General features: G+C 47.2%; 1 rRNA gene. It reads left to right on the top strand.

Annotation, left to right across the window (positions count from 1 at the left end):
* Positions 1-89 precede the first annotated feature (89 nt).
* Positions 90-250 (top strand): 23S ribosomal RNA (locus EL84_RS31245); the annotation flags it as partial.

The following is a 250-nucleotide window of genomic DNA, read 5'->3' as shown; positions in this document are numbered from 1 at the left end:
AGCTTAAAGGAATGTTCTAATTCGCGTTTGTTTCGTTTCGATATCTAGTTTTCAAAGAACAAGCTCCATGCAAAAGCAAGCTGTTTGAGAGTTTGAGCTCTCAAAACCGAACAACGAGTGAGTGTTTTGCAGCTAAGCTGCTAGGGGTGATGGCGTGCCTTTTGTAGAATGAACCGGCGAGTTACGTTCCCGTGCAAGGTTAAGGTGAAGAGCCGGAGCCGCAGCGAAAGCGAGTCTGAATAGGGCGACT

It is taken from the genome of Paenibacillus sp. VT-400 (assembly GCF_001029205.1).
GTDB lineage: Bacteria > Bacillota > Bacilli > Paenibacillales > Paenibacillaceae > Paenibacillus > Paenibacillus amylolyticus.
This window is presented reverse-complemented; position numbering and strand designations above follow the sequence as displayed.